This is a genomic window from Galbitalea sp. SE-J8, from assembly GCF_030345695.1.
In the GTDB taxonomy this organism is placed as follows: domain Bacteria; phylum Actinomycetota; class Actinomycetes; order Actinomycetales; family Microbacteriaceae; genus JAUASV01.
In genome coordinates, this window is sequence record NZ_JAUASV010000010.1 from 69,391 (window position 1) to 94,674 (window position 25,284).

Here is a 25,284-nt window from a genome sequence, read left to right on the forward strand (position 1 = left end):
CCAGCAGCACCGGGAGGTGCGTAGGGTGAGCGCGTGGCGAGCGAAGCGACGACGATCACCGCGGGGGCGCACGAGGTGCGCATCTCGAGCCCGAGCCGCGTGCTGTGGCCCGAGGTCGGCATCACGAAGCTCGAGCTCGCCGAGTACCTCATCGCGGTCGGCGACGCGTTCATCGCCGCGAACGGCGACCGGCCGGTGTCGCTGCAACGCTTCCCCGAGAGCGTCGACGGCGAGTGGTTCTTCTCGAAGAACCCGCCCCGCGGCGCGCCGGACTACGTCGACTCCGTGACGGTGACCTACCCGAGCGCGCGATCGCATCCGCAGGTCGTGTTCCGCGACATCGGGGCCGTCGTCTGGGCCGCGCAGATGAACACGGTGGTGTTCCACCCATGGGCGTCGCGCGCGGAGGACTCCGACCGCCCCGATCAGCTGCGCATCGACCTCGACCCGCAGCCGGGCACGGGATTCGCCGACACCGTCGCCCCCGCGCACGAGCTGCGCGGCATCCTCGCCGAGGTCGGGCTGACCGCCTTCCTCAAGACGAGCGGCAACCGCGGCCTGCACGTGTTCGCGCCGATCGAGCCGGCGCACGAGTTCCTCGACGTGCGGCACGCCGTCATCGCGGCCGCCCGCGAGCTGGAGCGACGGATGCCGGACCGCGTCACGACCGCGTGGTGGAAGGAGGAGCGCGGCGAGCGCCTCTTCGTCGACTTCAACCAGGCGAATCGCGACCGCACGATGGCCGGTGCCTACTCGCCGCGGGCGCTGCCGCACGCATCCGTTGCGACGCCGATCGGCTGGGACGAACTCGACGACGTCGACCCGCGCGCGTTCACGATCCGCACGGTGCCCGACCGTCTCGCGTCGATCGGCGACCCGTGGGCGAGCATGCACGAGAAGCCCGGCAGCGTCGAAGGTCTGCTCGCGTGGTGGCAGCGCGACCTCGACGCGGGACTCGGCGAGCTGCCGTTCCCGCCCGACTTCCCGAAGATGCCCGGGGAGCCCCCGCGTGTGCAGCCGAGCAAGAAGGTCGCCGGCAACTGGGACGAGAACGGCGACCGCCGCGACGGATGACGCCATCCCGGTGGTCGAGGAGCGAACGGAGACCGCCGCGGCTCGTTCGGCGGACGGATGGACGGATGGGCGGGCGGGTGGACGGATGGTCTCGAGACGCGTCCTCGCTGCGCTCGGGCGCTCCTCGACCAGCGGGCGGGGTGTTCGGGCGCTCCTCGACCAGCGGGGGACCTCGACCAGCGGGGGTCCTCGACCAGGGGGCGGGGGGCTCCACTCGCCGGCACTCAACCGGCCAGGACGGCGCCCAGGTCGTAGGCCACCGGCACCTCGAGCTGCTCGAACGTGCACGAGCGCGCCTCGCGGTCGTCGCGCCAGCGCTCGACCTGCACGGTGTGCCGGAAGCGCGCGCCCTCCATGTGGTCGTAGCGCACCTCGACGACGCGTTCGGGCCGGAGCCGCACGAACGAGACGTCCTTGCCCGAGGAGAACCGGCTGCGCTCGCCCTCCCCGCGCACGATCGCGCCCGACGCGTCGCGCTCCACGTACGGCTCGAGCTCGTCGACGAGCCGACGGCGCTCCGCGGTCGTGAACGCGCTCGCCCCGCCGACGCCGCGTAGCACACCGGCATCGTCGTAGAGGCCGAGCAGCAGCGAGCCGACCCCCGATCCGCTCGTGTGCACCCGGTAGCCGAGCACGACGACCTCGGCCGTGCGGTGGTGCTTGACCTTGAACATGGCGCGCTTGCCCGGCGCGTACGGCGCATCGAGCGGCTTCGCGATCACGCCGTCGAGGCCGGCGCCCTCGAACTCGGCGAGCCAGCGGCGGGCGAGGCCGGCATCCGTCGTCGTCGCGGTGAGGTGGATCGGCGCGGGCACGTCCGCGAGCAGGCGCTCGAGCCGCTCCCGGCGCTCGGCGAACGGCCGATCGAGCAGCGCCTCGTCGCCGATCGCGAGCAGGTCGAACGCCACGAACTCCGCGGGCGCCCGCTCGGAGAGCTGACGGATGCGGGACGCCGCCGGGTGGATGCGCTGGCTCAGCGCGTCCCAGTCCAGGCGCTCGGCGCCGGGCTCGCCCGTGCGCACCACGATCTCGCCGTCGAGCACGCAGCGCGCCTCGATCAGCCGGCCGAAGGCGGACACGAGCTCGGGGAAATAGCGGGTGAGCGGCTTCGCGCCACGGCTGCCGATCTCGACGTCGTCGCCGTCCACGGCGACGATCCCGCGGAAGCCGTCCCACTTGGGCTCGTACGACATCCGCTCGCCCGTCGGCAGCTCGGCGACGGCCTTCGCGAGCATCGGAGCGAGCATCGGAGCGAGCGTCGGAGCGAGCATCGGGTCGACGCCCGCCGCCTCCGCGACGGCATCCTCGCCGACGGTGCTCACGATGCGCGCACGCCACGGGCGAGGATCGCGTCGACCCCCCGTAGCGGGATCGCGAGCCAGGTCGGGCGATTGCGCGCCTCGTAGATCGCCTCGTACACGGCCTTGTCGAGCTCGAGCGCCTCGAGGAGCGCGCGGCCCGCCTCCGGGTCGGACCGGGACGCCGACGCGTAGCCGTCGAGGAACGCCGCGCGACTCACGATCGCCCAGCGCTCGCCGCCGCCTCGCGCAGCGGCTCCGGCCGCGTAGTCGAACGACCGCAGCATGCCCGCGACGTCGCGCACCGCCAGGTCGGGGCGGCCGCGCTCGCTCATCGGACGCAGCGGCTCGCCCTCGAAGTCGACGAGCACCCAGCCGCGCCCGGGAACGCGCAGCACCTGTCCGAGGTGGAGGTCGCCGTGCACGCGCTGCAGCGGCGGCAGCTCGGCGCCGGCCGCGCGGCCGTAGACCGCGTTGATCCGCTCGCGCGCGACGGCGATCGCGGCCACCTCGTCGCACGCGATCGCGAGTCGGCGCGCCCAGGCATCCGTCATCGCGGCGACGTCGGCGGCCCCCGCGGAACGCGTCGGCATCACGCGCGCGAGCGTCGCGTGCACGGATGCCGTGGCGACCCCGAGCGCGTGCGCCTGCTCGACGAACGGGGCGTCGTCGGTCGCGGCGCGCAGCGCGATGGACCAGCCGTCCTCGACGCCGGCGAGGAACTCCTGGGCGAAGGCGAGCGTGCCGCGCGCGCGGCCCTCGGCGCGGCCGACGTCCGGCCAGTCGTGGGCGACCTCGCCGAGGAACCGCGGCACGAACGGGCTGCCGGCCGCGGACAGCGCGGACTGCAGCGTGACGTCGGGGTTCTCGCCGTGGTGCAGCGTGCGGAACACCTTCGCGATGATCGTCGACGCGCCGTTCTCGGCGTAGACGATCGACGTGTTCGACTGCTCGCCGCGCATGATCGCGCTGCCGGTCACCCGGGTCGTGTCGACGCCCATCGAGCGCAGCAGACCGAGTGCGTACGACGGATGCCGCGGCCCGTCGAGCAGCACGCGCCCGTCGATCGCGCCCGCGACGGCGTCCTCGAGCCCGGGCTCGATCGACGGTGCGGACACGAGGGGCACCTGGTAGAGCACGGGGCTCGCGCCGGCATCGTCCATGACGAGGTAGGTCGTGACGCCGCGCTCGTCGCCGCGGATCGCGTCGAGCACGCGCAGTCGCGGCGTGTGACCCTTGCCGGCGAACCAGCGCTGCAGCGGCATCCAGTCCGCGAGCACCGCCTCCAGCGTCATGAGACGGGTCTACTCCCTCGCGGGGTGTCGGCGGGAGTCGCCGCGCGGAATTCTCAGCGGCGACACTCCGGATCGGCGGCAGCGTCCGTCGGTGTCCGCGCCGGGCGCGCACGTAGACTGCGCAAATGGGGAGCCCGACCGCCACCGTCCTGTCGATCGTCGGCGAGCGAGCCGACTCGGTCATCCGCGAGCTCGCGCCGCTGCCGAACGTGTCCGCGTTCGCGGGCGCGGATGCCGCCGACGCCTCGGAGCGCAGCGCCCGCGCGACCGCGACCTACGTCGTGCACGACGCCGACCCGCTGCGGCACGTCGCCGCGGCCTGGGTGGAGTTCTACGACGACCGCTCGACACTCGGCGTGCTCGAGCTGGAGATCGCCGAGGCCGTGCGGGCGCTCGGCGAGGGCGGCATGCCCGACTACTACGTGGTGCTGCACCCCGAGTCGATCGAGGGCACCTGGCGGCACTGGTGGCTCGGCGTGCTGGCCGCCGCGGCGCCGACGCGCGTGCTGCCGGCGGAGGACGCCGCATCCGTGCGGCGGCTGATGCGCCGACTGCCGGCCGGGCGCCCGTGGCCGGAACCCACGGCCTGGCTGCGCGACGTGCCCTACGCGATCCCCGACCGGATCGGGCTCACGGCGTGAGCGTGCACGAGCTCGTCGAGGCGCTCGACCTCGAGCCGCACCCGGAGGGCGGCTGGTACCGCCAGACGTTCCGGGCGGAGGAGACCGTGACGACGCCGCGCGGTGAGCGAGCCGCGGCGACCCTCATCGTGTTCCTGCTGCCGGCCGGCGAGAGCTCGGCCTGGCACCGCGTCGCGTCGAGCGAGATCTGGATGTGGGCGGGGCTCCGCGAGATCGCACTGCAGTACGGCGGCGGGGGCGACGCGCCCGTGGCGGGCGAGGTCGTCGTGCTCGGCGACGCGGGCGCGGGTAAGGCGACCCAGGCGATCATCCCGGCCTCGGTCTGGCAGCGCACGCTGCCCGCCGAGCACGACGCGCTCGCGCAGTGCCTCGTGAGCCCGGGCTTCGACTTCGACGACTTCGAGCTCGAACCCTCGCCCTGACGGGCGCGGGGCGCCGGCCGCGAGGGTGTTCGTGCGCGGTGATCGGGTCCGACGCGTTATCGATTTGACCAAATTCGGCCCGACGAGATTGACGGCACGACTCGAGTGCCTCACCCTTGCATCGTGGAGTCAGCGAGAAGATTGGGTGCGCGGCGCCTTCGCGTCAGTATTTGACTCGTCAGTATTTGACCGATCAAACGCGTTCGGCCGGCGGCACGACGTTCTACATCGATCTCGACTGCGCGGACGGAGCCGTGGATATGCCGAGCAACGTGATTCTGGGGTGCTGAAGATGCTCGAAGCGCGCGATCGTCGGAGTTCCGTCGTCCTGGTGACCGCAGCACGCCTAGTTGTTCTCGGGTTGGCCGTTTTCGTTGTCACCTCGTGTGGCAGGACGCCGGACGGTTCGCATGAGTGGGTGGCGCTGCCGGCGAGCTCGGCGAGCCCGAGCGCTACGTCGACTCAGGCTTGCGAGCCATCTCAACTGGACATATCGACGAACGGCGGGGGACCAGCGGGCGGCAGCTGGGTCATCCCCATCGTGCTCGCCGATCGCGGCGCCGCTTGTACGTTCCAGGCGAGCAGCGTTGAATTGACTCTCGGAAAGACGACCGCGCAGCTCGCGCCGTACGCCGAGGACCAGGCCCAGGTGCTCGTCGGCGATGACGCCAGCGTGCAACTCACGGCTGATATTCCGATCTGCCAGGTGCCGACGGCGTCGGACGACACCGTAGCGCCGACGGTATCGATAAGCGGCGACACATCGAGACGACGGGAGAGGTTCCGGACTGGCTTTCGACGTGCGATATCGCTGATTTTCACGTCGTGGACGACCAGAAACCCGATACGTCGGATTCGTCGCCGCTATCCGTTGCAATTGACGATGTGGCGGCCTCCGACGACGAAACGATCGAGTTCACGACGGTGATCACTAATGATTCTGATGCGCCTGTGGTGTGGGACGTGTGCCCTGACTATTCGATCACGCTGAGCAGTCGTGCATCCGAAGCGAAGCACGAGTACCAATTGAACTGCGGCAAGAATGGCGGAATCGCGGCCGGCGGGAGCGATCGGTTCGACATGAAGGTCGTCGGTGACTGGGATTCCTCCAGCAGGCTGCTCTGGCAACTCGACGACGGACCGACGGCATCGGTCCAGCTTGCCGATGTGCAATGATCACTCGTTGACTATTCCCGATCGCACTGATCGAGAATGGAATAGGCATCCAGGTCGACTTCGTGAACGCCGGTCGGGACCAAGGGCCAGGTATCGCCGCCGATAACGCCCGAGGCGATCGCGAACGCGACGACCGCGGTGACAGAACGAACCTTCAACCGGCGCTGGAGCTGGCCGGTGTGATAGGCGACGGTGGCCGGGCTGCGGCGCACAGCGGCTGCAACGGCTTTGTAGCTGTCTCCGCGCGCCAGCTGTACCACGATGTCGATGTCCAGGTCCGAGAACACGATGGTTGTGCCGCGATCGCGTGGCGTCGGTTCGCACGTCGACCCTCCGTTGCCGATTCTCTAGGGGTGCTCGTTATTCTATCCCCGGTCGTCCGCGGGACCCCGGTGTAGCCTGTGCGCGATCTGGAGCGCGACCACGAGGGCGGTGACGGGATGCGTGTCGGATACCTCTGGGTCGGCCCGCTCGAGCACAGCGCGGACTACCAGCGCGATCTGCTCGACAAGCGCGGGGTCGACGTGATCTTCGAGGACATCAGCCCCCGGACCGTCGCGATGCAGCGCCCGCGGCTCACCGACGCGCTGGACCGGATCGACGCGGGCGACACGCTCGTCGTCTGGCGCCTCGACCGCCTGGGAACGACGACGTCGAACGTGCTCGCCCTGCTCGAGCTGCTCAGCGCTCGCGGGGTGGCCGTCGAGTGCATCGCCGAGAACCTCGACACCGCGGGGCCGCACGGTGCCGCGCTGCTCGAGATCATCGCCGCGATCACGAGTCTCGAGCGCTCGCTGCAACGCGAGCGGACCCTCGTCGGCGTGTACGCGGCGCGCGCCCGCGGGCGCACCTCCGGCCGGCCGCGCGCGCTGTCCGACACGAACATCGACCGGGTGCGGATGCTGCGCGACCAGGGCGCGTCCGTGCGGGAGATCGCCGAGGAGCTCGGCACGTCGCGGGCCACCATCTACCGCGTGCTCGATGGCGGCCGCGACGAGGAGGATCGGCCCACCCTCACCGTGCGGCTGCCGTCCCTCGACGCCGGCGCGGAGTCGGTGACCGACGGCTGACCCGGCGGGTCGCGCTGCGATCCGGCACACAGACTGCCGCACGCTCTGGACTTTCGGACAGGATTTCGAAACAATCTGCTCAGCCTGCCGACGGCCGTCGAGACGCCCGTCCGAGCGCCGCCGTGCAGGGTCGCTGGACCGACAACAAGGAAGTTGGACTCGCCATGCACCATTCCCTCCGCTCGCGGCGCTCGCTCGTCGCCCTCACCGCTGCGGTCGCCCTCTCGGGCGCCGCCCTCGCCGGCTGCACCAACACCGGCACACCCACCTCGACGAACGCCGGCGGCGGCGACGCCGTGCAGCAGACCGTGAAGCCCGACGACAACGGCCCCACCTGCACGCTCGACCAGTACGGCGGCACGGCCATCGACCTCTCGGATGCCGTGGTCGGCTTCTCGCAGTCCGAGAAGGAGGACAACCCGTTCCGCATCGCGGAGACCCAGTCGATCGAGGACGAGGCGGCGAAGCAGGGCGTCAAGAAGTTCATCAAGACGAACGCGCAGTCGACCCTGTCGAAGCAGGTCTCCGACATCCAGGACCTGATCGCGCAGGGCGCCGACGTGCTCATCGTCGCCCCGCTGAACTCGGACGGGCTCGAGCCCGCGCTGAAGGCGGCCCGCGACAAGGACATCCCGGTGATCACCGTCGATCGCAAGCTCAACGCCACCGCCTGCACCGACTACGTGTCCTTCCTCGGCTCCGACTTCATCGAGCAGGGCAAGCGCGCCGCCGATCAGCTCATCGCGGGCACCGGCGGCTCGGGCAAGGTCGCGATCCTGCTCGGGGCGAGCGGCAACGGCGTCACCACGGACCGCACCAAGGGCTTCGTCGACGAGGTCCAGGCGCAGGCGCCCGGCATCGAGATCGTCGCGCAGCAGACCGGCGAGTTCGCGCGGGACAAGGGGCAGTCGGTCACCGAGCAGCTGCTGCAGGCGAACCCCGGCATCACGGCGATCTACGCCGAGAACGACGAGATGGGGCTCGGTGCCCAGGCGGCGATCATCGCCGCCGGCAAGGAGCCGGGCACCGACATCCAGATCTACTCGGTCGACGGCACGCGCAACGCCGTCGAGCAGATCGCGGCCGGCGCCTATAACGGGGTCATCGAGTCGAACCCGCGGTTCGGCCCGCTCGCGTTCGCGACCCTCACGTCGTTCCTCGCCGGCGACGCGGTCGGGCAGGACATCGTCATCGAGGACGGCGAGTACGACCCGTCGAACGCCGCGGACCTCGTCGACAACGCCTTCTGACCGGCGCTGAACGCCGGCGGGTGGACGAATCGTCACCCGCCGGCGCGGCACGCGCCACAATCGACGCACTCGAGGAAGAAGGCACGGTGACGACGACGTCTTTCCGGGCGGATGCCGCCGACCCCGCGGCCGGTGCCGGGCCGGTCGCGGACGCTCCCGTGCTGCGCGCCGACCACGTCACCAAGCGGTTCGGCGGCGTCACCGCGCTCGACGACGTGACGTTCTCGGTCGCCGCCGGTGAGAGCATGGCGCTCATGGGCGAGAACGGCGCGGGCAAGTCGACCCTGATCAAGGTGCTCACCGGCGTGTACCGGCCGGATGACGGACGCATCCTGCTCGGCGGACAGCCCGCCGTGTTCGCGCGACCGCTCGACGCCCAGCGCGCCGGGGTGAGCACCATCTACCAGGAGGTCAACCTCATCCCGCTCATGTCCGTGGCGCAGAACATCTACCTCGGCCGGGAGCCCAGGGGCCGCCTCGGCCTCATCGACGCGCGCCGCATGCAGAGCGATGCGCGCGAGCTGCTGTCGGCCTACGGCATCGCCGTCGACGTCAGGCGGCCGCTGCGCTCGTGCGCTCTCGGCGTGCAGCAGATGGTCGCGCTCGCCCGGGCGGTCAGCATCAACGCGCGCATCGTGATCATGGACGAGCCGACGTCGTCGCTCGAGGCCCGCGAGGTCGAGACGCTGTTCCGGGTGATCCGGATGCTGCGGGACCAGGGCATCGCGATCGTGTACGTGAGCCACCGGATGGACGAGATCTTCGAGGTGTGCGAGAGCGTGACCGTGCTGCGGGACGGTCGAGTGGTGCACGTCGGCCCCGTGCAGGGGATGACGCGCGGCGAGCTGGTCTCGCTCATGCTCGGACGCAGCATCGACGCCGTACGCCGAGAGGGCGCGACGGCGTTCCGCTCGGGGCACACGAGCGACGCCCCGGCCGTGCTCGAGGCGACCGGGCTCAGCCGCAAGCACGAGATCGCGGACGTCGACCTGCGGGTGCGTCCGGGGGAGGTGGTCGGGCTGGGCGGGCTCCTGGGCTCCGGCCGGTCGGAGACGCTCAAGGCGATCGCCGGGGTCACGGCGGTGGATGCCGGCACGGTCACGGTCAGCGGCGCGCCGGTGCGCGGCGGCTCGGTGTCGGCCGCCATCCGCGCGGGGATCGTCATGCTGCCCGAGGACCGGAAGGCGGAGGGGATCGTGCCGAACCTCTCGGTGCGCGACAACATCGTGCTCGCCGCGCTGCCGCGGCTCTCCCGGGCCGGATTCACCTCGACGGCGAAGCAGGATGCGGTCGTCGACGTGTTCATGAAGCGCCTGCACATCAAGGCCTCGAGCCCCGACCAGCCGGTCGCCGAGCTGTCCGGCGGCAACCAGCAGAAGGTGATGATCGCGCGCTGGCTCGCGATGAGCCCCAGGGTGCTGCTGCTCGACGAGCCGACCCGGGGGATCGACGTCGGCGCCAAGGCGGAGGTGCAGGCGCTCATCGACGAGCTCGCGAGCGAGGGGCTCGCGATCGTGCTCGTCTCGAGCGAGATCGAGGAGGTCGTCGAGGGCTCCGGACGCGTCGTCGTGCTCAGGGAGGGCAGCGTGCAGACCGAGCTCACCGGCATCCACGTGGACGAGGCGTCCCTGCTCGCGGCGCTCGCCGGCACGGAGGTGCCCGAGTGAGCCAGACGCTCACGGTCGCGCTGCCCCGCCGCGCCACCGTCGTCGGCTTCTTCCAGCGCTACGGCGTCTACCTGGCGATCGTGATCGTGCTCGTCGTGAACCTCGCGGTGACCCCCAACTTCTTCACGCTCGACAACGTGCGCGTGCAGCTCGTGCAGGTCGTGCCCGTGCTCATCGTCGCGCTCGGCATGGCCCTCGCCATCGGCACCGAGGGCATCGACCTCTCGGTCGGCGCGTCGATGGCGCTCGCCGCGGCCGTCATCCCGCTGTACATCGGCTACGGCGTCGTGCCCGCAGCGCTCATCGCCCTCGCGTGCAGCCTGCTCATCGGACTGGCGAACGGGGTGATGATCGCGGTGATCGGCGTGCAGCCCATCGTCGCGACCCTCTCGCTCATGGTGGCCGGGCGCGGCATCGCGCTGCTCGTCGCGGGGGAGCAGCTGCGCAGCGTCACCGATCCCGGCTTCCTCGCCCTCGGGCGCGGCGCCATCGGACCGCTGCCGTGGAGCGTGCTCATCGCCGCCGTGCTCGTCGCGATCGTGGCCGTGCTGGTGTCACGCACGACGTTCGGAAAACAGCTGGTCGCGCTCGGCGGCAGCCGCCGGGCGGCGGAGCTCGCGGGGCTCCCGGTGCGCCGCATCCTGCTCGTCACCTACCTGCTCTCGGCGGCCCTCGCGGGCGTCGCCGGAGTGATCGGCACGGCGCGGCTCGGCGCATCCGTGCCGTCGACGCTCGGCAACCTCGTCGAGCTCTCCGCGATCACGGCCGTCGTGGTCGGGGGAACGCCCCTCAGCGGCGGCCAGGTGCGCGTGATCGGCACGGTCGCGGGCGCCCTGCTGCTGCAGCTCATCACCGCGACGCTCGTGAAGCACGACGTCAGCGACGCCTACTCCCAGATCGCGCAGGCGGTCATCATCCTGCTCGCGGTCTACATCCAGCGCGGACGGGCGGTGCAGCGGTGACCGCCATCGACCCGGCGGCGGGTCCCTCGACGAGCGCGCAGGTGTGGCGCGAGCGGCTGGCCGGGCTCGCCCAGACCTACGGCGCGGCCGTCGTGCTCGTCGTGCTCCTCGTCGTCGGCAGCATCGCCTTCCCCGCGTTCCCGACCGCGAGCAATCTCGCGAACATCGCGACCCAGTCGTCGTTCCTGCTCATCGTCGGCGTCGGTATGACGTTCGTCATCCTCACCGGCGGCATCGACCTGTCCGTGGGCTCGCAGTACGCCCTCGGCGGAGTGCTCGCCGCCTACGGCTCGGCGTGGGGGCTCGGGGGCGGACTGCTGCTGCCGCTCGTCGTCTGCGTCGTGATCGGGCTCGTGCAGGGGGCGATCGTCGCGTACGGCGGTCTGGCGCCCTTCATCGTCACCCTGGCCGGGCTGCTCGGGGTGCGCGGCCTCGTGCTCGCGCTCACCGGCGGAGGGTCGTCGACGCCGCTCGTCACCGACCCGGCCCTCAGCGCGCTCGGGCAGGGCGGCGTGGCCGGCCTGCGCTGGCCGGTGTTCATCGCGCTCGCCGCCGTGCTCGTCGGCTCGGTGCTGCTGCTGCGCTCGCGCGGCGGGCAGGCGGTGCTCGCGGTCGGCGGGTCCGAGAGCGCCTCGGTGCTCATGGGCCTGCCGGTGGCGCGCGTGAAGCTCACGGTCTACACGGTGAGCGGCGTGTGCGCGGGCCTCGCCGGCGCGCTGACCGCCGCCTACACGTCCTCGGGCGTGCCGACCGTCGGCGTCGGACTCGAGCTCTCGGCGATCTCGGCGGTCGTGATCGGCGGCACGCTCCTGGTCGGCGGCCGGGGCAACCTCGTGGGCACGACGGCCGGCGTGCTGCTGCTCACCGTCATCCAGAACCTCATCAACCAGGTCGGCTCGCTCACCTCCTCGGTGCAGGCGGTCGTCTCCGGCGGGTTCCTCGCCGTCGTCGTGATCCTGCAGACCGTGCTCGCGCGCACGCAGCGCCTCTGAGCATGCCGCGGAGTGCGCCGAGCGCGCCGCCGCTCGAGCGTCGGACGCAAGGGCGGCGAGTCCGGCTCCTACGAGGACTGGACCGTGCCCGAGCTCAAGAAGCGCGCCAAGGAGATCGGCCTCACCGGCTACTCCTCGAAGACGAAGCCGCAGCTCATCGCCTCACTGCGCACCAGCTGACGCGGCGCTCCAGCTGAGACTCGTCGTCGGTCAGGAATCGAGGTCGCGTCCGCGCAGGCGTTCGAGATCGCGGCGCTCCCGCTTCGTCGGGCGACCCGCGCCGCGATCGCGCGTCACCGTGGCCGGTCGCTCGACCCGCGGGGGAGCGGCCGGCGTCAGGTCGACGTAGGCGGCCTGCGCCTGCGGCGCGCCGACGCGTTTGGCGAGCAGCTGCGCGACGCGGAGGGTGCGCTCCGACCCCGCGACCCGGACGCGCACCTCGTCGCCCGGCGCGACCGGGGTCGCGGGCTTGGCGCGCTCCCCGTTGACGCGCACGTGGCCGGCCTTGCAGGCATCCGTGGCGGCGGTGCGCGTCTTCGTCACCCGCACCGCCCAGATCCACGCGTCGACGCGCACGCCCGTCATCGTCGGATCCCGGAACGGATGCGGTCAGGCGACGGCGGAATCCGCAGCGGCCTCGGCATCCGCCTCCGACTTCAGCGCCGACTTCCAGGCCACGAGGCCGCGCACGGTCTCACTCGCGTCCTCGGCGAGCTCGGCCATGACGTCGCCGGGCACGAAGTAGTTGAGCGCGACGAAGCCGCGGACCGTCTCGTCGTCGTCCTGCGCGAGCTCGCGCAGGATGTCGCAGCTCACCGTCTCGTTGCGGGCCACCCACTGCCGCACCCCGGCATCCGGATCATGGGCGAGCGCCTCATAGACCTCGGCGGGCGCGTGGTAGCTCGACGCGGCGCTCGCGCGGATCTTCGGGTTCGCGTCCGCGGCGAGCAGACGGATGCGGTTGACCTTCGTCTCGGTCACCTCGGGAGCGGGATGCAGGGCCCGCACCTCCTCGGCGGTGAGCATGGAGGGCGCCATCGCGGCCATCTGGCGCCGCTGGGCCGGGGTGTTGAACCGGATGCACGACATGCCCTCCACGCTAGCCCCGGACGCCCGCGATCCGGGGCGGGCGCGCCCATGCCCGTTGTCGCGCGCGCGGCGATCCGGGTAGGGTGAACGCTCGAACCACAGGGAGGGGAGGACCGATGGCGACGGAGCCCGAGACACAGGCGAACGCCACGCGCGCCCACGACACCACCCTGACGTTCGGCGACGACTTCAGCGCGCAGCTGGCGGCCCTCGAAGGCACCGTCTCCGCGGAGGAGCAGGAGGCCATCGCGGCGCTGCCGTCCGGGTCGGCGCTGCTCATCGTGCGCCGCGGACCGAACGCCGGTGCGCGCTTCCTGCTCGATGCCGACCTCACGACGGTGGGGCGGCATCCGGACGCCGAGATCTTCCTCGACGACGTGACCGTGTCGCGTCGTCACGCCGAGTTCGTGCGCGTCGGCCGCGCGTTCGACGTCAAGGACCTCGGCTCGCTCAACGGCACCTACTTCGACGGCACGCGCATCGACGTCGCCCGTCTCGCGGACCGCTCCGAGGTGCAGGTCGGCAAGTACCGGCTCACGTTCTACGCATCGCGCGCCGACCTGGTCGCGCCGGCCGGCGCCTAGTGGCCCGACAGAGCGCGGCACGGGCGACCGCCCCTGCCGCCCCTGCGCTGTTGAGCATCGGCCAGGTGCTCGCGAAGCTGAACCCCGAGTTCCCCGATCTGAGCCCGTCGAAGCTGCGCTTCCTCGAGGAGCGCCAGCTCGTGAGCCCGACCCGCACGTCGGCCGGCTATCGCAAGTTCTCGCCGAGCGACATGGAGCGCCTGCGGTTCGTGCTCACGATGCAGCGCGACCACTACCTGCCGCTCAAGGTGATCCGGGGCTACCTGGACGACCTGGATGCGGGGCGCACGCCCGACCTGCCGGCCGCGGCGAACGTGCCGTCGATGCTCGCGACCGAGCGACGCCGCACGCGCGACGAGCTCCTGCGCGAGGCGAACGCGCCCGCGACGCTGCTCGACGACGCGGTCGCCGCATCGCTCATCACGCCCGCCGAGCTGTTCGGCGACGACGCGCTCAACGTGCTCCGGGCGCTCGTCGACCTGCGCCGCAGCGGCATCGAGCCGCGCCACCTCCGCGCGTTCCGCGCCGCCGCGGAACGCGAGCTCGCGCTCATCGAGAACGCGCTCATGCCGGTGTCCCGGCGCGCGGACGCGTCGAGCCGCGCGAAGGCCGGCGAGCTCGCCCGCGAGATCGCCGGCCAGCTCGAGGTGGTGCGGTCGAGCCTCATCCGCTCGGCGCTCGCGGGCTTCGACGCCTAGCGTTCGTTCGCGGCGCCCGGGGAGGCGGCGGTTGATCCGGTCCGCGGCGGCGGCGGTCGATCCGGTCCGCGGCGGCGGCGGTCGATCCGTAGAGGCGCCGGTCGATCCGTAGTACCGTCGAGAGAACGCCGGCCGACACGCCGACCGCATCCCGCCGGAAATGTCCGTGCTCGTCGAGGCGCATGAGTACCGTGGGACGCGCACAGCAAGTTCAACTTCAACGTGAAGGTTAGAAGCCGTGCAGATGAGGAAGCAGTGACGATGGTCGATGCGTCAGGTCCGACGGACGCCCCGCGCGGCGACTCCTACGGCTCCGACCTGCTCTTCACCGACGGCATGCCCGAGGTGGACGCGGCCGCCGGATTCAAGGGCGCGATCGCGGCGCGTGCCGCCGGCATCACCTACCGGCAGCTCGACTACTGGGCCCGCACCGAGCTCGTCGAGCCCACGGTGCGCAGTGCCGCGGGGTCCGGGTCGTCCCGCCTCTACGGCTTCCGCGACATCCTCGTGCTCAAGCTCGTCAAGCGCCTGCTCGACACCGGCATCTCGCTGCAGCAGATCCGGGTCGCCGTCGACCAGCTGCGCCGCTCGGGCATCAACGACCTGTCGCAGACGACGCTCATGAGCGACGGCGCGAGCGTCTACCTGTGCACGTCGAACGACGAGGTGATCGACCTCGTCAACCGCGGCCAGGGCGTCTTCGGCATCGCGGTCGGCAAGGTGCTGCGCGAGGTCGAGACGAGCCTCGTCGAGCTCGAGAGCGTCGCGGGCGTCGACCCGCAGGACGAGCTCGCCGCCCGCCGGGCGCAGCGCGCCGCCTCCTGACTCGCCCCGCCCGCGCCGCGCCCCGCCCCGCGCCCGCGCCCGCGCCGGCGCCGCAACAACGGATTTCACGGAGATCCGTCGCGGGGCGGACGTATCTCCCGCCTCCCGTGGTGCGAACCGGCTGAATCTCCGTGAGATCCGTTGCTCCAGCGGAGGGCGGAGGGCAGGGGGTGGAGGGCGGAGGGCGGGGGCGGAGGGCGAGGGCGGGGCAGGGCGCGGATGCGGCGGGCGCGGCGTCAGGACTGCTGGGCGTACTCGCCGATGCGCGCCGCGCGCAGGACGCGGTCGAGCAGCTGGTCGAAGTTGTGCGCCATCTCCTGAGCGCTCTCACCGGGCCACACGTGCAGCGGCTTCGCGGCGCCCTGCGCCTGCTGCAGCGACGTGCGCTCCGGCAGCTGCGGGGAGAGCACGAGCGGCCCGAACATGTCGCGCAGCTCCTTGATGCGGAACTGGTGCTCGAGGCTCTGCACGCGCGCGCGGTTCACGATGATGCCGAGCGGCTGCAGGCGCGGCGAGAGACCGCGGCGGATCTCCTCGATCGCGCGCAGGGCGCGGTCCGCGGCAGCCACCGAGAACAGCCCCGGCTCCGTCACGACCGTGACCCGGTCGGATGCCGCCCACGCCGTGCGCGTGAGCGCGTTGAGCGAGGGAGCGCAGTCGATGAGCACGAGGTCGTAGTCCGCCTCGACGCCCGCGAGCGCCTCCTCGAGCTTCCAGATGTCGCGGATCGACGGATGCGGTCCGTCGAAGTTGATCGCGGACGGCGAGCCGATGAGCACGTCGATCGTGCCCGGCCGTCCGCGCGTCCAGCCCGAGGGCGCGATCGCGGCGCGCACCGTCTTCTCCTTGGGCGAGGCGAGCACGTCGGCGACGTTGAGGCGACCGGTCGGGTCGATGTCCATGCCGGTCGAGACATCCGACTGCGGGTCGAGGTCGACGACGAGCGTGCGCAGCCCCTTCGCGAAGGCCGCCGAGGCCAGCCCGAGAGTGACCGTGGTCTTGCCCACGCCCCCCTTGAGAGAGCTCACGCTCAGTACATGCACGAGCATCGACCCTACCGGTCGGGGCTGGGTAACGCCGCTCCGGAACGGTGCGTCGAGGCATCCTGCGGGGCCGGATCCCGACCCGGGCGATAGACTGTCCCGTCGCCGGGCCGTACCGCGGAACGGCGCACGCCATCGGCACCCGGACAGCATCATCCGACACCGCTCACCGAGAGGAGACGCCCGTGACTACGACCCGCAATGGTGACGACGGCCCCTCGATGTTCGACGACGGCGTCACCGTCAGCATCGATCTGCCGGCGACTGTGCACACCGTGCCCGAGCACGAGGCGGCGGTCGCGATCGACGATCGGACCGTGAACCCGGCGGTCGTGCCGGCCGGCGCGACCTACGCCCGCCCGGTCGCGCTGCCCCGCACCGGCGAGGTGCCCGCGACGGATGAGCCAGCCACTCGCTCCGCGGACCGCGCTGCGCTCGAAAGCTCGGCATCCGTCGATCGCGCCGGTCAGCTCGCCGAACGGGCCGCGCGCCTGCGCGGACCCGAGACGGCCGCCATGCTGACGCCCGACCGTCTGCTCGCCGACAAGGGACGCCGCCGCCCGGCTCCCGAGGGCGGCTGGCAGCGGTTCGTCTATACCGTCACGTTCCACGGCGTGAACCTCGGCGACTCGAAGAAGGTGCGCGAGCGCAAGGCGATCGACGCCCGCATCTCGAGGCAGTTCGACGGCGGCACCCGCTTCGTGCCCGTGCTCACCCGCAAGGGCGGCGTCGGCAAGACGACCGTGACGACGCTGCTCGGCATGGCGTTCTCGTCGGTGCGCGAGGACCGCGTCATCGCCATCGACGCGAACCCCGACCGCGGCACGCTCGCCGAGCGGGTGAGCAAGCAGACCCGCTCGACCGTGCGCGACGTCGTGACCCGCGCCGCGTCGATCAACGGGTTCACGGACTTCTCGGCGCTCGTCTCCCGTGACGAGACGCGCCTCGACATCCTCGCCTCCGACACCGACCCGCTCATCTCCGAGGCGTTCGGCGACGACGACTACAACGTCGTCGCCGACCTGGCCGCGCGGTTCTACGACATCGTGCTCACCGACTGCGGCACCGGCATCGTGCACTCCGTGATGCGCGCCACGCTGCAGCGGGCCGACGAGATCGTCATCGTCTCCGGCGGCAGCGTGGATGAGGCCCGCCTCGCATCCGAGACCCTCACCTGGCTCGAGGCCAACGGCTACGGCCACCTGGTCAAGAACGCAGTCGTCGCGATCAACACGGCGACGCACGCGACCAACCTCGTCAAGATCGAGGAGATCGAGGACCACTTCCGCTCGCGGGTGCGCGCCATCGTCTCGATCCCGTACGACTCGCAGCTCGCCGCGGGCTCCGTGATCGACTTCAAGAAGCTCGAGCCGCTGACCCGTCAGTCGGCGCGCGAGCTCGCGGCGCTCGTCGCCGACGGACTCCCGGCCGCGCGCGCGTGAGCGTTCGCGCCATCCGGCTCTTCGGAGACCCGGTGCTCCGTTCGCCGTGCGACCCGATCCGGCTCGATGACCGTCGCGTCGCCGGGCTCGTCGAGGATCTCGTCGACACCGTGGCCGTGCCCGGTCGTGCGGGCCTCGCCGCGAACCAGATCGGCGTCGGCCAGCGCGCGTTCAGCTGGAACATCGACGGCGAGATCGGCTACGTCATCAATCCCGTGATCGAGTCGGTGTCCGGCGAGCCGGAGCTCGTCGACGAGGGCTGCCTCTCGGTGCCCGGGTTCTACTTCCCCCGGCTGCGCTACCCGCACGCCCGCGTGCGCGGCGTCGACCTCGCGGGCGACGAGGTCGTCGTCGAGGGCGACGGGCTGCTCGCGCAGGCGCTGCAGCACGAGGTCGACCACCTCGACGGGCACCTCTACATCGAGGGGCTCGCGCCCGAGGTCAAGCGCGAGGCGATGCGCGAGATCCGCGGCTCGACCTGGTGGCGCACGGGCGCGCGGGAGGCGTGAGCGGCGCGCGAGCGCCGCAGCGCCGGCCGCCGCGGGCTCAGCCGCGCAGCGACAGCCCCTGCGTGAGCGTCGGGTCGACCGTGTAGATCGCGTCGATCTCCGGCGCGAAGTCCCGCAGGATGATGGCACGCTTGATGCTGAGCTTCGGCGTCAGGTGGCCGCTCGCCTCCGTGAACTCGCGGTCGAGGATCGTGAACTTGCGGATCGACTCCGCCCGCGACACGCGCGTGTTCGCGGCGTCGACCGCGCGCTGCACCTCGGCGATCACCTTGGGATGCACGGCGGCCGCCGCGAGTGACAGGTTCGGGTCCTCGCCGTTGTTGTTGAGCCAGACCGGCAGCATCTCCGCGTCGAGCGTGACGAGCGCCGAGATGAACGGCTTCTGGTCGCCGACCACCACGACCTGGCCGACGAGCGGGTTCGCGCGGATCGGGTCCTCGAGGGCCGCGGGGGAGACGTTCTTGCCACCGGCGGTGACGATGATCTCCTTCTTGCGCCCGGTGATCGTGAGGTAGCCGTCGTCGTCGAGCGTGCCGATGTCTCCGGTGCGGAACCATCCGTTGTCGAACGCGGCGGCCGTGGCATCCGGGTTGTTCCAGTAGCCGGCGAACACGTCGATACCGGTGACCTCGATCTCGCCGTCGTCGGCGATGCGGATGCCCACGCCGGGCAGCGCGGGACCCGTCGTGCCGATCTTGAACTTCGAGACCAGGTTGACCGTGGCGGGCGCCGTCGTCTCGGTGAGGCCGTAGCCCTCGAGGATGGCGACGTCGAGACTGCGGAAGAAGTGCGCGAGCCGGTGCCCGAGCGGCGCCGATCCCGAGATCGCGTACTTCACGCGGCCGCCGAGCTTCGCCTTGATCGTCGAGAACACGAGCCGGTCGAACAGGGCGAATTGCAGCCGGAGGCCGAGCGGCACGTGTCCGGCGTCGAGCGCCTCCGAGTGCCGCACCGCGACATCCGCGGCCCGGCGGAAGATCGCGCCCTTGCCGCCGGACTCGGCGGTCTGCTCCGCGGAGTTGTAGACCTTCTCGAACACGCGCGGCACGGCGAGCAGGAACGTCGGGCGGAACGAGCCCATCGCGGGCACGAGCTGCTTCGTGTCGGCCTGGTGGCCGACCTTCACGCCGCCGTGCACGCACAGGATGGAGATGAACCGCGCGAAGACGTGCGCCGTCGTGATGAACAGCAGCGTCGACGACTCGCCGGGCTTCACGATGTCCGGCATCACGACGGCGGCGTTGCGCGCGAGCTCGACGAAGTTGGACTGCGTCAGCATGACGCCCTTCGGCCGGCCGGTCGATCCCGAGGTGTAGATCAGGGTCGCGAGGTCGTCGCCGACCGCGAGCCCGCGGCGGCGCTCGATCTCGGTGTCGTCGACGTCCGTGCCGGATGCGGCGAGCTTGTCGAGGTCGCCGAGGTCCACCTGCCAGCCGCCGCGGACGTGCGGCAGGTCGCCGCGGATCTCGTCGAAGCGCGCGAAGTGCTCCGGGGTCTCGACGATGATCCAGCCGGCACCGGAGTCCTCGAGCTCCCACTGGATCTGCGCGGGCGACGAGGTCTCGTAGACCGGCACCATGATCGCGCCGGCGTAGAACAGCGCGAAGTCGACGAGCGTCCACTCGTAGCGCGTCGAGCACATGAACGCGACCTTGTCGCCCGGCTCGATGCCCGCGTCGACGAAGCCCTTGGCGAGGGCGAGCACCTGCGACTCGAACTCGGCGGCCGTGACATCCGCCCAGCCGCCGTCCACGGTCGGCGTGGCGAACAGCGGGAGGTCGGGGGTGGCGCGCACGCGCTCGACGAGCAGGTCGGCGACGCCGGCCCGCGGGTCGGCCTCGACGGCGGCGGGTGTGACGGTCTCGTTCACGGCAACTCCTTCGGTACCGGGGATGATGCGCCAGTCTAGGCCAGCGAGCCGCGCGCGAGCCGTGCGCCCCCGGCCCGCTGTGAACCCGGCGACCGCCCGTGCGCGGATAGAATGGTCGCTCGTGCACGCGATCGGTATCGACATCGGGGGAACCAAGATCGCGGGGGGAGTCGTCGACGAGAACGGCGTCATCCTCACCGCGGAACGGGTGCCCACGCCGACGGGTCACGGGTCCGCGATCACGGATGCCGTGGTCGCCATGATCGAGCGGCTCGCCATCGGCAGGCCGGTCGGCGCCGCCGGGGTCGCGGCGCCCGGCTTCGTCGACGCCGCGCAGTCGACGATCTACTACACCCCGAACATCCCGTGGCGGAACGAGCCGCTGCGCCAGAACCTGCTCGCGCGCCTGCCGCACCTCGACATCACCGTCGACAACGACGCGAACGCCGCCGGGTGGGCGGAGTACCGGTTCGGCGCCGGCCGCGGACTCACCGACATGACGATGCTCACGATCGGCACGGGCGTCGGCGGCGCGATCATCGTCGACGGCCGGCTGCTGCGCGGCGGATTCGGGGCGGCGGGCGAGATCGGCCACCTGCGCCTCGTGCCCGGCGGGCTGCTGTGCGGCTGCGGCGCGCGCGGCTGCATCGAGCAGTACGGCTCTGGACGCGCCCTGCTGCGGTTCGCGAACGAGCTCGCGGACGCGGGCGGCGTCGGGCTCGTGCTCGCCGAGGCGCGCCGCGAGCACGGCGAGCTCGACGGGGTCATCGTCGGCGACCTCATCCAGGCCGGCGACCCCGGGGCGATCCAGGCGCTGCAGCGGCTCGGCCGGCACGTCGGCGAGACCTGCGCGAGCCTGTCGGCGGTGCTCGACCCGCAGGTGTTCGTCATCGGCGGCGGCGTCGCCGCGGCCGGCGACCTGCTGCTCGACCCGATCCGCGCGGCGTACGCGACGACGCTGCCGGCGCGCGGCTTCCGGCCGGAGCCGATGTTCCGCACCGCGGAACTCGTCAACGACGCGGGCGTCGTCGGCGCGGCCGATCTCGCGCGCAGCCACGCGACCGCCGCGGCCGAGCCGAGCGGTCGCTAGAGTTCTCCCGGAGGTCGCGTGCTGTACTGGTTCCTCAAGAACGTCGTCATCGGCCCGATCGTCCGGGCGGTGTTCCGACCGTGGGTGCGCGGCGCCCAGAACGTGCCCGAGACCGGGCCGGTCATCCTCGCGAGCAACCACCTGTCGTTCGTCGACTCCGTGTTCCTGCCGATCCAGTTGCGCCGCCGCGTGGTGTTCCTCGCGAAGAGCGAATACTTCACCGGGACGGGCCTCAAGGGCTGGGCCTCGCGACTGTTCTTCGCCGGCACCGGGCAGCTGCCGATCGATCGGTCGGGGGGCAAGGCGTCGGAGGCGTCGCTCAACACGGGTCTGCGCGTGCTCGCCGAGGGCGACGTGCTCGGCATCTACCCGGAGGGCACCCGCAGCCCCGACGGCCGCATGTACCGCGGCCGCACCGGCGTCGCGCGGATGATCCTCGAGGGCCGCGTGCCCGTCATCCCGGTGGCGATGATCGACACCGAGAAGGTCATGCCGCTCGGCACGAAGCTGCCGAAGGTGCACCGCGTCGGCGTGATCATCGGCGAGCCGCTCGACTTCAGCCGCTTCGAGGGCCTCGAGGGCGACCGGTTCATCCTCCGGTCGATCACCGACGAGATCATGTACGAGCTGCGGCGGCTGAGCGGCCAGGAGTACACCGACATCTACGCGTCGAGCGCGAAGGAGCCGGCCGCGGCATCCGCAGGCGCCGTGTCGGCGGCGCGCCAGAAGGCGCTCGCGCGGCGCGGACGGTGACCGAGGCGCGCCCGTCGGCGGCGCGGCGGGCCGCCCGCTAGGCTCGTCCATCGGGCCGCGCGCCCACCCCCGCACCCCCGAAGGACTTATCGCCGTGGTAGACCCGTCCGAGCCCGTCGTCCTCGCCGATCCGGCGGTCGTCGAGGGACTCGACCACTGGCGGTCGCTGCCGATCAAGCAGCAGCCGAGCTGGCCGGATGCGGATGCCACGGCCGCGGCATCCGCGGAGCTCGCGACCCTGCCGCCGCTCGTCTTCGCGGGCGAGGTCGACGACCTGCGCGACAAGCTCGCGAACGCGGCGGCGGGCAGGGCGTTCCTGCTGCAGGGCGGCGACTGCGCCGAGACGTTCGCCGGGGCGACGGCCGACCAGATCAAGAACCGCGTCAAGACGATCCTGCAGATGGCCGTCGTGCTCACGTACGGCGCCTCGATGCCGATCGTCAAGATGGGGCGCATGGCCGGGCAGTTCGCGAAGCCCCGCTCGAGCGACACCGAGACGCGCGGGGACGTCACGCTGCCCGCGTTCCGCGGCGACGTCGTCAACGGCTACGAGTTCACGCCCGAGTCGCGCGCCGCCGACCCGCGCCGACTCGTGCAGGGCTACCACACGGCGACCGCGACGCTCAATCTCGTGCGCGCCTTCACGCAGGGCGGCTTCGCCGACCTGCGCGAGGTGCACAAGTGGAACCGCGGGTTCGCCGCGAACCCTGCGAACCAGCGCTACGAGATCCTCGCGCGCGACATCGACCGCGCCATCAAGTTCATGGAGGCGGCGGGCGCCGACTTCGACGAGCTGCGCCGGGTCGACTTCTACGCCGGGCACGAGGGCCTGCTCATGGACTACGAGCGTCCGCTCACGCGCATCGACACGCGCACGGGAACGCCCTACGTCACGAGCGGCCATTTCCTGTGGATCGGCGAGCGCACGCGCGACCTCGACGGCGCGCACGTCGACTTCTTCTCGCGCGTGCGCAACCCGATCGGTGTCAAGCTCGGGCCGTCGACGGATGTCGACACCATGCTCCGCCTCATCGACAAGCTCGATCCCGAGCGCGAGCCGGGTCGCCTGACCTTCATCACGCGCATGGGCGCGGGCCGGATCCGCGACGCGCTGCCGCCGCTGCTCGAGGCGATCCAGCGGGCGGATGCGACCCCGCTGTGGGTCACGGACCCGATGCACGGCAACGGCCTCACGACGCCCACCGGCTACAAGACGCGGCGATTCGACGACGTCGTCGACGAGGTCACGGGGTTCTTCGAGGCGCACCGCGCCGTCGGCACGCACCCGGGCGGCATCCACGTCGAGCTCACGGGCGACGACGTCACCGAGTGCCTGGGCGGCAGCGAGCAGATCGACGAGGCCGACCTCGCGACGCGCTACGAATCGCTGTGCGACCCGCGGCTCAACCACATGCAGTCGCTCGAGCTCGCGTTCCTCGTCGCGGAGCTGCTCGCGAAGTAGTCGAGCCGCTGCCCCGCGTCCGCCTCTCGGGTCCGAGATCAGCGGGCGGAAGCAGGCTCAGTCCTCGTCGCCGCCACCGAAGTCGTCGTTGTGCGCGTGCACGACGATCGTCGATCCGCGCTTGGCCTGGGTCTCGTCGTCGGTGAGGCCGTCGCCGCTGATGCTCTGCACCTTCTGCTGATCCCAGATGCCGAAGATGTTCGGCAGGTTCGTGTCGACCTGCACCGCCAGGTCGGCGCCCTTGAGGCGCGAGACCGCGGAGTTGATGGTGTCGCCGACGACGTTCGGCACGTCGACGAGGTCGGGACCCTTCGAGATCGTGAGCCGCACGGTGTCGTTCGGCTTGACACCGGTCTTCGGCGTGTAGTCGATCACGGTGCCGGCGGGCGCGTCGTCGAACTGCTCGCCGCCGACCGTGCCGGTCACGTCGACGTTGCCGAGCGCCGTCATGGCGGCGTTCTGATCGAGGCCGACGACGGTGGGGAGCGGGCCGAGGGCGACGGTGAAGAACACCGTGCCGCCCTCGAAGTATCCGGCACCGGTGCCGAGCTCGACCGGGTTGCCGGCCGCATCGAGGCCGTAGACGGCGATGACCCGGTCCTTCGGCGTCTTGGTCGTGAACTGCTGGGTGTCGCGGGCGCCGTCGAGCACGAGGCCGGCGTCCGTCGCCGCCTGCTGCGCGGCGGCGAGCGACTTCCCCGTGAGCTTCGGCATCGTGATCGGCCTCGCGCCCCGTGACACGATCAGGTCGACCGTAGCGCCCTTCGCGACCGGGCTGCCCGTCGCGGGGTCGGTGTCGATGACGAGTCCGGCGGCGACCGTGGTCGAGTACGCCTTCGACGTCTTGCCGACCTCGAGGCCGGCAGCGTGCAGGGCGGCGGCCGCGGCATCCGCGTCCTGACGGACGATCGCCGTGGGCACGGTCGTGCGCCCGCCGGGGCCGGCGCCGAAGTACCAGCCGGTGCCGCCCGCGGCGGCGGCGAGCACGAGCACGAGGGCGAACGCCCACCAGCCCCGGCGGCGCCGGCGCGAGGCGACCTGCGTGAGACGTCCGGTCGAGGTGGACACGTCGACGGGGGCGGGGCCGGTGCCGAGGAACTGGGTGGGCTGGTCGCCCGTCGCCGTGAGCAGCGCGGTCGGCAGCGCGGGCATCGCCATGGTCGGCTGCGGTCCGGTGCCGCCGCGCCGGGCGGGCGGCAGCGCGGTCGCGAGCTCTCGCTGCGTGTCGCCGAGCTGCTCGAGCATGGCGCCGGCGTCGCGGGGGCGCTGCGCGGGATCCTTGGCGGTCGCCCAGAGCACGAGCTCGTCGAGCTCGGCGGGCACGCGCGGGTTCTTCGCGCTCGGCGGCGGCACCGACTCGTTCGCGTGCTGGTAGGCGATCTGCATCGGCTGTGAGCCGGTGAACGGCTGCGCGCCCGCGAGCATCTCGTACATCATGATGCCGACCGCGTAGATGTCGCTGCGGGTGTCAGCGACGCCGCGCGTGACGAGCTCGGGGGAGAGGTAGGCGATGGTGCCGAGCAGTGCGGCGCCCGTCGCGGTGTTCGCGGATGCGGCGCGCGCGAGACCGAAGTCGCCGATTTTGATGCGGCCGTCGTCGGCGAGCATGACGTTCTCGGGCTTGAGGTCGCGGTGCACGATGCCGGCGCGGTGCGCGGCGGCGAGACCGGCGAGCACGGCCTCGAGGATGTCGAGGGTCTGCTCGGCGGTGAGGGTCTTGTGCTCCTTGAGCAGGTCGCGCAGCGTGATGCCGGGCAGGTACTCCATGACGAGGTACGCCATGTCGGAGTCCTCGCCCTGGTCGAACACGTTGACGACGTTCGGGTGCGCGAGCCGGGCGGCGCTGCGCGCCTCCTGGATGAAGCGCTCCTTGAACTGGCTGTCGTCGGCGAGGTGGCCGTGCATGACCTTGATCGCGACGCGACGTTCGAGGCGCAGGTCGGTCGCGAGGTAGACGGTCGCCATGCCGCCGCGCGCGATCCGCGAGCGCACCTGGTACCGGCCGTCGAGGAGACGGCCGATCATCGGGTCCGTCGTCTGCTCGGTCACGAGTCGATCCTACGATTCGGGCC

Annotated in this window: 25 protein-coding genes and 1 pseudogene; 18 read left to right on the forward strand and 8 right to left on the reverse strand. The window is 71.7% G+C overall.

Annotated features, from left to right (window positions below; translation table 11 throughout):
- Positions 1–33 precede the first annotated feature (33 nt).
- On the forward strand, positions 34–1,074 hold the full coding sequence (ligD, locus tag QT381_RS08515; protein ID WP_289248472.1) for a non-homologous end-joining DNA ligase: 1,041 nt from the start codon (positions 34–36) through the stop codon (positions 1,072–1,074).
- 224 nt (positions 1,075–1,298) lie between these two features.
- Here ligD and QT381_RS08520 read toward each other — a convergent pair whose 3' ends face one another.
- Both QT381_RS08520 and QT381_RS08525 read right to left on the reverse strand, forming a co-directional pair.
- Entirely contained in the window at positions 1,299–2,321 is a 1,023-nt protein-coding gene (locus QT381_RS08520; protein ID WP_502877482.1) for an ATP-dependent DNA ligase, read from the reverse strand.
- Between the two features lie 71 nt (positions 2,322–2,392).
- Positions 2,393–3,667: a maltokinase N-terminal cap-like domain-containing protein gene (locus QT381_RS08525; protein WP_289248473.1), complete on the reverse strand. Its 1,275-nt coding sequence runs from the start codon at positions 3,665–3,667 to the stop codon at positions 2,393–2,395.
- Positions 3,668–3,792: 125 nt separating this feature from the next.
- On the opposite strand from QT381_RS08525, the gene QT381_RS08530 reads away from it, so the two are divergent.
- The 3 genes from QT381_RS08530 to QT381_RS08540 all read left to right on the forward strand — a co-directional run bounded on the left by QT381_RS08530 (position 3,793) and on the right by QT381_RS08540 (position 5,906).
- Positions 3,793–4,308 (forward strand): hypothetical protein, encoded by a 516-nt coding sequence (locus QT381_RS08530; RefSeq protein ID WP_289248474.1) that lies wholly within the window; start codon positions 3,793–3,795, stop codon positions 4,306–4,308.
- Positions 4,305–4,730 carry a cupin domain-containing protein gene (locus QT381_RS08535; RefSeq protein ID WP_289248475.1) on the forward strand — a complete coding sequence of 142 codons (426 nt, stop codon included), beginning with the start codon at positions 4,305–4,307 and terminating at the stop codon, positions 4,728–4,730. The genes QT381_RS08530 and QT381_RS08535 overlap by 4 nt, the downstream gene beginning before the upstream one ends.
- Positions 4,731–5,555: 825 nt before the next feature.
- Positions 5,556–5,906: a hypothetical protein gene (locus QT381_RS08540; RefSeq protein ID WP_289248476.1), complete on the forward strand. Its 351-nt coding sequence runs from the start codon at positions 5,556–5,558 to the stop codon at positions 5,904–5,906.
- Between the two features lie 11 nt (positions 5,907–5,917).
- Here QT381_RS08540 and QT381_RS08545 read toward each other — a convergent pair whose 3' ends face one another.
- Entirely contained in the window at positions 5,918–6,193 is a 276-nt protein-coding gene (locus QT381_RS08545; RefSeq protein WP_289248477.1) for a LuxR C-terminal-related transcriptional regulator, read from the reverse strand.
- 153 nt (positions 6,194–6,346) lie between these two features.
- On the opposite strand from QT381_RS08545, the gene QT381_RS08550 reads away from it, so the two are divergent.
- From QT381_RS08550 to QT381_RS08575, 6 genes and pseudogenes are all read left to right on the forward strand, one after another.
- Complete coding sequence (locus tag QT381_RS08550) at positions 6,347–6,976, forward strand: recombinase family protein (RefSeq protein WP_289248478.1); 630 nt, start codon at positions 6,347–6,349, stop codon at positions 6,974–6,976.
- 164 nt (positions 6,977–7,140) lie between these two features.
- Complete coding sequence (locus QT381_RS08555) at positions 7,141–8,226, forward strand: ABC transporter substrate-binding protein (protein WP_289248479.1); 1,086 nt, start codon at positions 7,141–7,143, stop codon at positions 8,224–8,226.
- Between the two features lie 86 nt (positions 8,227–8,312).
- Positions 8,313–9,893, forward strand: coding sequence for a sugar ABC transporter ATP-binding protein (locus tag QT381_RS08560; RefSeq protein ID WP_289248480.1), 1,581 nt, complete (start codon positions 8,313–8,315; stop codon positions 9,891–9,893).
- Positions 9,890–10,855 (forward strand): ABC transporter permease, encoded by a 966-nt coding sequence (locus QT381_RS08565; protein WP_289248481.1) that lies wholly within the window; start codon positions 9,890–9,892, stop codon positions 10,853–10,855. Before QT381_RS08560 ends, QT381_RS08565 begins: the two co-directional genes overlap by 4 nt.
- Positions 10,852–11,847: an ABC transporter permease gene (locus tag QT381_RS08570; RefSeq protein ID WP_289248482.1), complete on the forward strand. Its 996-nt coding sequence runs from the start codon at positions 10,852–10,854 to the stop codon at positions 11,845–11,847. The genes QT381_RS08565 and QT381_RS08570 overlap by 4 nt, the downstream gene beginning before the upstream one ends.
- A gap of 30 nt (positions 11,848–11,877) precedes the next feature.
- A pseudogene (locus QT381_RS08575) lies at positions 11,878–12,027 on the forward strand (Rho termination factor N-terminal domain-containing protein); the annotation flags it as partial.
- A gap of 30 nt (positions 12,028–12,057) precedes the next feature.
- Here the strand turns inward: QT381_RS08575 and QT381_RS08580 are convergent.
- Positions 12,058–12,432, reverse strand: coding sequence for an RNA-binding S4 domain-containing protein (locus tag QT381_RS08580; protein WP_289248483.1), 375 nt, complete (start codon positions 12,430–12,432; stop codon positions 12,058–12,060).
- A 24-nt stretch (positions 12,433–12,456) separates the two neighbouring features.
- Complete coding sequence (locus QT381_RS08585; protein WP_289248484.1) at positions 12,457–12,936, reverse strand: hypothetical protein; 480 nt, start codon at positions 12,934–12,936, stop codon at positions 12,457–12,459.
- A gap of 116 nt (positions 12,937–13,052) precedes the next feature.
- Here QT381_RS08585 and QT381_RS08590 point away from each other — a divergent pair, with 116 nt between their 5' ends.
- The 3 genes from QT381_RS08590 to QT381_RS08600 all read left to right on the forward strand — a co-directional run bounded on the left by QT381_RS08590 (position 13,053) and on the right by QT381_RS08600 (position 15,043).
- The gene (locus QT381_RS08590) at positions 13,053–13,520 is read left to right on the forward strand and encodes an FHA domain-containing protein (RefSeq protein ID WP_289248485.1); all 468 of its coding nucleotides are present in this window, start codon (positions 13,053–13,055) and stop codon (positions 13,518–13,520) included.
- Between the two features lie 50 nt (positions 13,521–13,570).
- Complete coding sequence (gene ftsR / locus QT381_RS08595) at positions 13,571–14,218, forward strand: transcriptional regulator FtsR (protein WP_289248486.1); 648 nt, start codon at positions 13,571–13,573, stop codon at positions 14,216–14,218.
- A 261-nt stretch (positions 14,219–14,479) separates the two neighbouring features.
- Positions 14,480–15,043 carry a MerR family transcriptional regulator gene (locus tag QT381_RS08600; RefSeq protein ID WP_289248487.1) on the forward strand — a complete coding sequence of 188 codons (564 nt, stop codon included), beginning with the start codon at positions 14,480–14,482 and terminating at the stop codon, positions 15,041–15,043.
- Positions 15,044–15,279: 236 nt separating this feature from the next.
- Here QT381_RS08600 and QT381_RS08605 read toward each other — a convergent pair whose 3' ends face one another.
- Entirely contained in the window at positions 15,280–16,092 is an 813-nt protein-coding gene (locus tag QT381_RS08605; RefSeq protein WP_289248488.1) for a ParA family protein, read from the reverse strand.
- Between the two features lie 179 nt (positions 16,093–16,271).
- Here QT381_RS08605 and QT381_RS08610 point away from each other — a divergent pair, with 179 nt between their 5' ends.
- Both QT381_RS08610 and QT381_RS08615 read left to right on the forward strand, forming a co-directional pair.
- Positions 16,272–17,528: a MinD/ParA family ATP-binding protein gene (locus QT381_RS08610; RefSeq protein ID WP_289248489.1), complete on the forward strand. Its 1,257-nt coding sequence runs from the start codon at positions 16,272–16,274 to the stop codon at positions 17,526–17,528.
- Positions 17,525–18,037 carry a peptide deformylase gene (locus QT381_RS08615; RefSeq protein WP_289248491.1) on the forward strand — a complete coding sequence of 171 codons (513 nt, stop codon included), beginning with the start codon at positions 17,525–17,527 and terminating at the stop codon, positions 18,035–18,037. Before QT381_RS08610 ends, QT381_RS08615 begins: the two co-directional genes overlap by 4 nt.
- Positions 18,038–18,074: 37 nt before the next feature.
- Here QT381_RS08615 and QT381_RS08620 read toward each other — a convergent pair whose 3' ends face one another.
- Positions 18,075–19,907, reverse strand: a complete 1,833-nt coding sequence (locus QT381_RS08620) for an AMP-dependent synthetase/ligase (RefSeq protein WP_289248492.1) — start codon at positions 19,905–19,907, stop codon at positions 18,075–18,077.
- 121 nt (positions 19,908–20,028) lie between these two features.
- Between QT381_RS08620 and QT381_RS08625 the strand changes: the two genes are divergently transcribed.
- The 3 genes from QT381_RS08625 to QT381_RS08635 all read left to right on the forward strand — a co-directional run bounded on the left by QT381_RS08625 (position 20,029) and on the right by QT381_RS08635 (position 23,212).
- Complete coding sequence (locus QT381_RS08625; RefSeq protein ID WP_289248494.1) at positions 20,029–20,997, forward strand: ROK family glucokinase; 969 nt, start codon at positions 20,029–20,031, stop codon at positions 20,995–20,997.
- 18 nt (positions 20,998–21,015) lie between these two features.
- Complete coding sequence (locus tag QT381_RS08630; RefSeq protein WP_289248496.1) at positions 21,016–21,750, forward strand: lysophospholipid acyltransferase family protein; 735 nt, start codon at positions 21,016–21,018, stop codon at positions 21,748–21,750.
- A gap of 94 nt (positions 21,751–21,844) precedes the next feature.
- Complete coding sequence (locus tag QT381_RS08635; RefSeq protein ID WP_289248497.1) at positions 21,845–23,212, forward strand: class II 3-deoxy-7-phosphoheptulonate synthase; 1,368 nt, start codon at positions 21,845–21,847, stop codon at positions 23,210–23,212.
- A gap of 57 nt (positions 23,213–23,269) precedes the next feature.
- Here the strand turns inward: QT381_RS08635 and pknB are convergent, their stop codons facing one another.
- Positions 23,270–25,237, reverse strand: coding sequence for a Stk1 family PASTA domain-containing Ser/Thr kinase (gene pknB, locus QT381_RS08640; protein ID WP_502877483.1), 1,968 nt, complete (start codon positions 25,235–25,237; stop codon positions 23,270–23,272).
- Positions 25,238–25,284 lie beyond the last annotated feature (47 nt).